This window comes from Tahibacter aquaticus (assembly GCF_004363655.1).
In the GTDB taxonomy this organism is placed as follows: Bacteria; Pseudomonadota; Gammaproteobacteria; order Xanthomonadales; family Rhodanobacteraceae; genus Tahibacter; species Tahibacter aquaticus.
In genome coordinates this window covers 1-7,899 of the sequence record NZ_SNZH01000044.1, presented here as the reverse complement: position 1 = coordinate 7,899, position 7,899 = coordinate 1, and the positions used below count along the sequence as shown (strand labels likewise).

8 protein-coding genes are annotated in these 7,899 nt (G+C 65.9%); all 8 read right to left on the bottom strand.

Annotated features, from left to right (window positions below):
• On the bottom strand, positions 1-233 hold a 233-nt coding region (locus DFR29_RS28635), incomplete at its 3' end, for a contractile injection system protein, VgrG/Pvc8 family (protein ID WP_279571544.1).
• Between the two features lie 568 nt (positions 234-801).
• Positions 802-2,037, bottom strand: coding sequence for a HEAT repeat domain-containing protein (locus DFR29_RS28630; RefSeq protein WP_133822060.1), 1,236 nt, complete (start codon positions 2,035-2,037; stop codon positions 802-804).
• Positions 2,038-2,047: 10 nt separating this feature from the next.
• Positions 2,048-3,052: a beta propeller repeat protein gene (locus tag DFR29_RS28625; protein ID WP_133822059.1), complete on the bottom strand. Its 1,005-nt coding sequence runs from the start codon at positions 3,050-3,052 to the stop codon at positions 2,048-2,050.
• 9 nt (positions 3,053-3,061) lie between these two features.
• A complete protein-coding gene (locus DFR29_RS28620; protein ID WP_133822058.1) occupies positions 3,062-4,297 on the bottom strand; it encodes a PAAR-like domain-containing protein in 1,236 nt (411 codons plus the stop codon).
• 22 nt (positions 4,298-4,319) lie between these two features.
• Complete coding sequence (locus tag DFR29_RS28615; RefSeq protein ID WP_133822057.1) at positions 4,320-5,378, bottom strand: hypothetical protein; 1,059 nt, start codon at positions 5,376-5,378, stop codon at positions 4,320-4,322.
• Positions 5,375-6,505, bottom strand: a complete 1,131-nt coding sequence (locus tag DFR29_RS28610; RefSeq protein ID WP_133822056.1) for a DUF2169 family type VI secretion system accessory protein — start codon at positions 6,503-6,505, stop codon at positions 5,375-5,377. The genes DFR29_RS28615 and DFR29_RS28610 overlap by 4 nt, the downstream gene beginning before the upstream one ends.
• 135 nt (positions 6,506-6,640) lie before the next feature.
• Positions 6,641-7,174, bottom strand: a complete 534-nt coding sequence (locus tag DFR29_RS28605) for a DUF6484 domain-containing protein (protein ID WP_133822055.1) — start codon at positions 7,172-7,174, stop codon at positions 6,641-6,643.
• On the bottom strand, positions 7,171-7,899 hold a 729-nt coding region (locus DFR29_RS28600), incomplete at its 5' end, for a bacteriophage T4 gp5 trimerisation domain-containing protein (RefSeq protein ID WP_425598905.1). The genes DFR29_RS28605 and DFR29_RS28600, both read right to left, overlap by 4 nt.

Genomic DNA, 7,899 nt, shown 5'->3' with positions numbered 1-7,899 from the left:
GCCGAGCGGAAGTGCACGCACTGGCCGTTCAGGTAGCGCCGGGCACCGCCGTCCAGTTCGAAATCGACGGTCACCGGCTGGCCCAGCATGGCCTGGGCCGATAGCCCTTTTTCTTCGCTCTTCATCGTGAGCTGGAAGTCGAACAACTGGGACAAGGATTCGCGCCCTTGCAAGCTGTCGAAGCGCAGCACTTCCGGGCCCAAGGGAGTGGTGACGTTCAAAGTGCGATTCATTAATCGATCCTTGCGCAGGTCCAGGCGATGACGGGCCGACAGGCAAGCCGGCAGCCTAGCCGGCTGCTGAAGCCGGCGGCATTATTCCCAACTGGCAGGTTTTCCGCGCGATCCACTCGCACGACAGCAAGCGCCGACAGCCCCAAATGCACTGCGACCCACTGAGCAACCGCGCCACGCGGTGGCTTTAACCCAGGCTGTACCTTAACTTCCCTGGCGGTTAAGGAAACAGCAACTGCATCACATTGACGCAAAGCTATAGGCATGTCCAGTGCTTCGCGCGGGGTCAGTTGCAGAATTACACAGTGCCAAATGGACACGATTTGCCTGCGGCGGCAGCGGGCCTGTTGCTGCCCGTGGACATGTTGCGCGGCCGTTACAGCGGCCTGAAATTTATGCAGTACCGGGCTGGTCCGTTGATCAGCACGCGACCGCGCACCACGCAAGCCGCCGACGAGCGCAACGAATTGCGCCGCAGGTACGTGCGACACGCCTTGCCGCAACGTCGCCATGCCATTCGCGTTTGCTCATCGCACCCTGCCGATGGCCCAGGGTGCCACTGGCCGGGTCACTCCAGCACCGGCGAACACATCTGTGTCAGTGGCACGGCATCGCCACGACGGCAGTCGCGATAGGCCCGTTGCCATAGCTGCGGCAAGGTCGCCTGTTCGTCGCGCAATACCGCTGTTTGCAGCGGTTCGCCACCCAGATAGCAATGGCCGGACAGAAAGCGCACGCCCTGGGCATCGACCCAGGCGGCCAGTCCCGCGGTATCCGGATCGAGCAGGCCGTCGTCTTCGTCGACATCGTCGCTGTCGTCTGCCGGGGCTTCCTCATCGCCGTCGTCGGCTTGCGCGGCGTCTTCCTGCCACAGTCCTTCTTCTTCGAGATCCATGCCGGTGACATGGCTGATGGCATATGCCGCCAGGCGGGCATGTGCGGGGAACTGCAACCACCAGGCCAGCTGCGACAGGCCAGCCGCATCGCCGCGGAAGGCCAGCGCCCAGATCAGGTCGCGGTGCAAGGCAGGGTCTTGCGCCAGCCGATTGAAGCCCAGCGCAAACGCCTCGCTCGACACTCCTCCCGCCCAGGCGAGCACAGCGCGGCGGCGCGTGCGCCCCTGCAGGGCCGGCAGTTCTTCCTCGATACGCTCGGCCGCCTTCGCATCGCCGAGCAGGCTCAAGGCTGCCGCTGCCTCGAAACGGCAGCGCGCGGCGATGTCGTCGAGGCCGCGCCGCGCGCGATCGCGAAATTCCTCCAGCCGCCACTCGCCGATCACGCGATAGGCGCGCGCGCGCAGCCAGGGGTCGGCGTCTTCCTCGCTGTCGAGCACGACCGTGCTGCGTTTGACCCGCGGATGCCGCATGGCCGCCGGCAAGGCGGCGTGGCGCAGCGCCGGCTCGCTCGAATTCCACCAGCGCTGCAGCAGCGGCAGGGCCGCATCGCTGCCGGCCCAGAGCAGCGCAGCGGCGGCACCGGTGGCGAGCTCCTCATCGTCGCCGATCGCTCCCTCCAGCTGTGCCAGCGCGGTAGGCGCCGGGGTATGCGCCAGCACATACGTGCTGACGAAGGCTTCGTCCGGCGTCTGCCAGCGTTCGAGGTTTTCCAGTGCCGGCGCTATCGCCGCGGCACCGGCCACGCGCAAGCCTTCCAGGTGTGCATCGAGTACCCGATCGACCAGGCCCAGTTCGTCGCGGGAGAACAGCGGGCTCCACAGGGCGTCCTGGCGCCGCAGCCAGCAGAAGGCCGCGTCTTCCAGGTGTTGTTCCAGCACAGCCCACACGGCCGGTCGTATCAGGTTCATGGCGTGGAGGTCAGCCCAGCTCGGTGGCGCTGAATAGTAGCTGCCACTGCTTGCCGTCGAACTGCGAGGCGCCATGCTTGCCGGCGGACAGCAGCAGGCTGCGATCGGCCGACAGATCGAGGCGGCGTGTGCTCAGCTGGACGAAATCCGGCACCGCGGCCGGCTGTATGGCGTCTTTCTCCAAGGTATACAACGCGTAGTCGTTGGAGAGCCAGAGCCGGTCGGCGAACCACGCCGTGTCGTTGAACGAGACGGTGTATTCGGCAGCCGCCAGACGTTTCCAGGTATCACCGCCGCCAACCCAGAGCGAGCCGTGGTTGCCGGTGATATAGACCTTGCCGTCGCCGGCGCAGCAGACGGTCTTGAGCGGATCGTCGGATGGAAAATCGCAGCGCCGCCACTCCTTGCCGTTGTAGTGCCACACCTCGCCGCGTCCACCGACCGCATAGGTATCGCCGGGCGCGAACGCATCCATGTCGGCAAAGCCGAAACCGAGATTGGAAACGCGCTTGTCCGCACGCTCGGCCGGTCGTGCCAGCCCCGCAACCTCGACCCAGCGGTTGCTGCCCTGGCGTAGGAGCACACGCCGGTCCAGGCAGATCGCATACAGCTTGCCGTTGACGCGCTTGAGCCGCTTTACCGGCGCATTGTGCTTTTCGTCCGACCAAGTCGTGACGATGCCGGGTTGCTCGGCGCCGATCTCGGCGACGACGTCGTTGTAGACGACAGTGACGCCGTCCATGTCGCAGACGATGAATTCATCCACCCCGGCCGTGGTCGCGCTGGCGAAGCGCGGAAATTCCAGCTGGCTGAAATCGACCGCATAGAAACGCCGCTCCATGGGCCGCTCCATGCGCGCGAACAGCAGGCGGGTTTTCGGCGGCGGATCGCGATGGACGTTGCGTTCCTTTTCTTCGAGGATGAAGCAGTAGCGCGAATTGCCGAAGCCGATCAGGCCGCCGACCACGCCGAAACCCGAGACGAAGCGCTTCCAGTTTTCTTTGTCGATGATCATGCCGTTCCCTTAACGATTGCCGATGGCGCCGATGCGGCCCGCATTCATCGCCCGCTTGCTGTCGCCGCTCATGCCGGAATGGGCGAGGACGGTGGCGGAACCCAGCGACCCGCACTCCTCGCTCTGTTTGCGCATGGGCCCGTAGGCCGAATCCAGCTGCTCGGCGATACACGACGCCTTGCAGCCGAATTCCTCGGCGACGATGTCCGACACTTTGTCGCGCGCCTCGGTATACGGGATGGTGCGCGAGGTGCCCAGGTAGCCACTCAGGGTCTCCTTGGTTTTTTCGTGCAAGGCGTCGTGCGACCCGCCGCCGGGGTTGCCGCCTTCGGCGCAGATGGTCAGTCCACCGCCTTCGGTATAGCCGTCCCAGCAGTCTTCGGTCGGCAGTTTGTTGCGCGGCATCTTCTTTTCGTCACGCCCTTCCTTCTCGGCGACCCAGGCGGCGACGGCGGCCGCCTTGCCCTCGGGCTTGCGGAACATGCCGTCGGGCAGCAGGTGATGACCGGTCTGGCCCGGGCAGCAGCCGCCCTGCTTGGGGTTGTCGGTCTTCTTGTGGTTGGACGTAGCCGAATACGGCACCAGCTGGCATTTGCGCGCATTCAGGCACGGATCGCTCTTGGCGTTCGCCGTGTCCACCGCGGCATCGACGTCGCTGCGCTCGCCCGGCCGATTGGCCATGTCGCCGCAGTGTTCCTTTACCCAGTTGTATTTCTCCGGCTTCTGGGTGGAGTCGGGCTTGGGGCCGCAGTTATCGTCGATCTTCTTCTTGTCGTCGGCGCACTTCTCCGTGTCCATGCTCTGCCGCGCGATATAGGCCTGCAGCAGCGCATTGGGCGGATTGCTGTGGTTGTGCGTAACCATGTCGCAATGGCGGTCGACGCACTTGCTTTCCACCTTGACGTTGGGCGACCAGCGCACGAAGAAGCACTTGCCCTTGATCTTGCTGGTGATCAGGCCTTTCTTGAACGCCGGCGTGGCCGGCTCGTCGCCGTAGCTGGTGCGGAAATAGGACTTGTCCTCCTTGGCGATCAGCTTGCGCCGGATCAGTACCGTGCGGCTGCCCTTGGTGAGGTCGCGCGCGAAGCAGGTGTTCGGATACGGCACCGGCACGCCGACCTTGGGTGCAGGCGGCGGCGGCGGCGGCGAAAAGCAGACATCGGGAAAGCAGGCCGAGGCCTGACCCGTCGTCGCCTTGGTCGCGATCTCGTTGCCGTTGGCATAGACATGAGTGGGGCGTCCCATCGTCGATTCTCCTTGCGATGGACTAGTGCAGACGCTGCGACAGCACCAGGGCGCCGCGCAACGTTTGCGTGGAAGACAGATGTACCAGCGCATGCGGCCCGCGCAGGCGGCCGACCTTGGCCAACTGCCACAGATAGCCGATCAGCAGCGGGCCGAAGGCCGCGCCGACATGGCCTACACGCGTGGCCGGCTGCAGGTATTCGTAGCCCGGCGGCAGGTCGGCGCGCAGCACGCGACCCCAGGCATAGGCCGACTCCTCGAAGAAATAGTCCTCGCCGGCCACGTCGCAAAGGCGCAGGTCCATCTCATGTGCCTTCAGTCCGGCTTCGGCCAGGGCGAGCCGGATCGCCGCGGCGAGGCCCTTGCCATGGCAGGGCTGCTCGCCGAAGAAAGCGGCCGGCTCTTCGGCCAGGCCCAGGCCACGCAATTGCAGTGCCGGCGCGGCCGCCTGGGCCTGCGCCTGCAGCAGGATCGCCGCCGCGGCTTCGCCCGGCACGAAGCCGGCGGCCTGGCTGTCGGCAAGAAAGCGGTCCTGGCGCACGCCGTTGCGCACGTCCATCACGTTGAGCCACGAGTCGACCGCAGCGATCAGCACGGCCGGTGCGCCGTTGGCGATGAATTCACGCGCCGCTGCCAGCGCCGAGATACAGGCCGACTCGCCGCTGGTGAACGCTTGCATATGCAACTGCTGCGGCTCGGCAAAGAAGTGCGCGCAGCGCGCATAGGCGGCGTAAGCGGTGTCGCGCAGCGGGCCGGGACGCGTGTCGTCGGCCAGCAGCAGCAGCGGCACGCCGGGCGGCAACGGCAAGGCGATGCCGGCATTGCCCAGGCATTCCTCGATCGCCATCGCCAGCATGCGGCCGAAACGTTCGCTGCCGCCGGTGCGGCTGCCGTCGACGTCGCCGGGCAATTGCAAGGCCACGGCGGCACCGAGCAGCGGATTGCTGTCCTGGTCGGAAAATTGGGTTTCGTGGAAATTGTCCACGGCGGCACGAATCGCTGCCGCACTGGCGGCCAGGCTCAGGCCTACGCTGGTAACCGCACCGGCGCCGGTGACGTGCAAGGGCGAGGGCTCGCTCATGCCTCCTCCCAGCCGTGCAGCGGCGCCGTCACCGGTGCCAGGTCTTCATCGTCGGTCTCGATGCCGCCGCAACCGCAATCGGCCGTGCCCAGTACGCGCGATTTCCACCAGCGCCGGCAGACGTTGCCGCCAGCCAGCAGCTGCACTTCGCGCAGGTTGCGCTTGAGCGGCAGCTGCGCGCGCCAGGTCACGATCAATTGCGCCGACTCGGCATCCAGCGTCACCGCATCGACCACGGCTTGCGGGAAATGCAGCTTCTGCTGCCTGTCCAGTACCGCCAGCGGCATGTCCAGGTTCGGCAGCGGGAAATGGATATGCGGCCGGGTCGGATGCAGGTTGAGCAGGCGCACGTCCTCGCCGCCGCGGGGAAAATCGATCTGCTGGTCGGGCGGCGCGCACTGGAAGAAACCGTCGTCGAAGTCGGCCGGCAGCAGCGGAAAGATTTCCTCCTGCCAGTGCTCGTCGTAGGTGCCGGCCAGGCGCAGGCGCGGCTGCCAGCTGCGGCCTATGGGGCCGAACGACCATGGCGTGTAGGCCGCATCGGCACGCTCGATCGGCACGCCGGGCTGCTCCACGTTCGGCACGGGCTGGCCGTGCAGATCGGCCAGGCGCTGCGGTCCGGAATAGCCGCGGCCGACCGGATTGGCTTCCTGCGCATAGATCAGGCCGCGCTCTTCGCAGCTGCCGCCGTAGGCGCGGCCGTAGCTGATGGGCATGCGCACGAACGGTTGCGGCGCGCTGGGCTTGAGGTCGATCACGCCGCGCTGCCAGACACGATCGCCGACCACGTGCGCCCATTTCTCGCAGGCACCGACACGGAACGCCGCATCGAGTTCGGCGACGGGCTGGCCCTGCGGCGCGCAGGCGCTGGCGCGCACGATCACGTCACAGCGGCGCTTGCGCGTGGCGTAGTCGCATTCGAACAGCGGCGAGGACACGCCAGGCTCGCCTTCGAACTGGTCGGCCACCAGCACGGGAACCTGCTGCCTGGCCGCCTGCGGCAGCTCGCCGTCGACGGCGGGAAAATCGAAAGTGCCCTTGACCAGTATCACCAGCAAGGTCTGGCCGGATTTCTCCGTTGCCTGGGTGGCCTCCAGCAGGAAGGGCGTGCCGTTGAGAATCTCCATGGCGTCAGCAAAGCTCCGATAGGTTCACGTTTGCCGCCTGCACCCGGGCGACGTCTGCGCAGATCGGCCCTGCACATTGGCGCCGGGGCAGGCTCGGACACGATAGCTGCGCTGCGACCGCCATTTGCCAGCGCCTCAATTGAGTTTGATCGACGCACCACGGACGCGATTGAGCCCGGTCGCGTGGCTGATCACCGTGGTACCGCGCAGTTCCACGCGGCCGTTGCTGGTCAGGCGAAGGCTGGCCTTGCCGCAATGCAGCTCGATCGCATGTTCGGCCCGCACGTGCAAGGTATCCACGTCCTGCCGCGCCTGGGTACTGCCGCGTGTCTGCAAGGTGATGACCGGCTGCTGCAGCAGGCCCATGATCAGCGGCCGGGCCGGATCGCCGCCTTCGAACATCAGCGCGCACTGCTGGCCGGCCTGCTCCGGCGCCAGCGTGCAGCAGGCACGCGCGACACGCGGCGAATCGCTGTAGCCCGGCACCAGCACGCGCGGGCTGCCCGCTTCGTCGATATCGTGCAGCACGCCGATCAGCACACCGTCGATGCGCTCCGGCGCGCTTTCCTGTGCCGGGCGGCGCATCAGCGCCTGCATCAGGCCGGTGGCGTCTTCCACCGCGTCGGTCTTTTCCGGCGGCGCCGCGGCGGCGGGTAGTTTTGCACTCATCCGCCGTTCTCCAGGATCTTCTTGCCCTTCATCTGGATATTGCCGCCCTTGGCGGTATAGCGCTGGCCCTTGCTCGAATCGACCTCGATCTTGACGCCGCGCAGGCGGATGGTGCCGTCCTTTTTCATCACCAGCGACGACTTGCCGATGGTCAGCGAGATGCTGTCGCCATCCATCTTCACGTTGGATGCCTTGCCTGCGGTGACGCTGTAGGTGTCACCGACATTGCTGCTGTGGTTGTTGGCGACACGATCGCTGCGGCTGCGGCCGACCGTCGTCGTCATCATGGTGCCGACGTTGCGCGTATAGCTCTGTCCGACCTGGGTCGCCTTGGCCAGGCCGACACGCTGCAGCGACGCCTTGCCGATGCTTTCGGTCTTGAATTGCGACACCTTCACCGACCAGTTCTTGCCGATGCGGTCCAGCTCGTTCTTGTCGACCTTCTTGCTGCGGTTCTTCTTCACCGCCACGCTTTCGTTGCCGTCGACCGTGCGCGAGCGGTTCGCGTGGACGGTGATGGTTTCGTTCTTGTCGACGGTTTCGGTGCGGTTCTTGTGGACAGTGATGGTTTCATTGCCGTCGACCGTTTCGGTGCGGTTGTTGTGCACCGTGATGGTTTCGTTGTTGTCCACCGTCTCGGTGCGATCGTGCTTGACGTGCACGGTTTCGTCGTGGTCGATGGTCTTGGTGCGGTCGTGCCCGACCCAGTGCGTCTCGTCATTCTC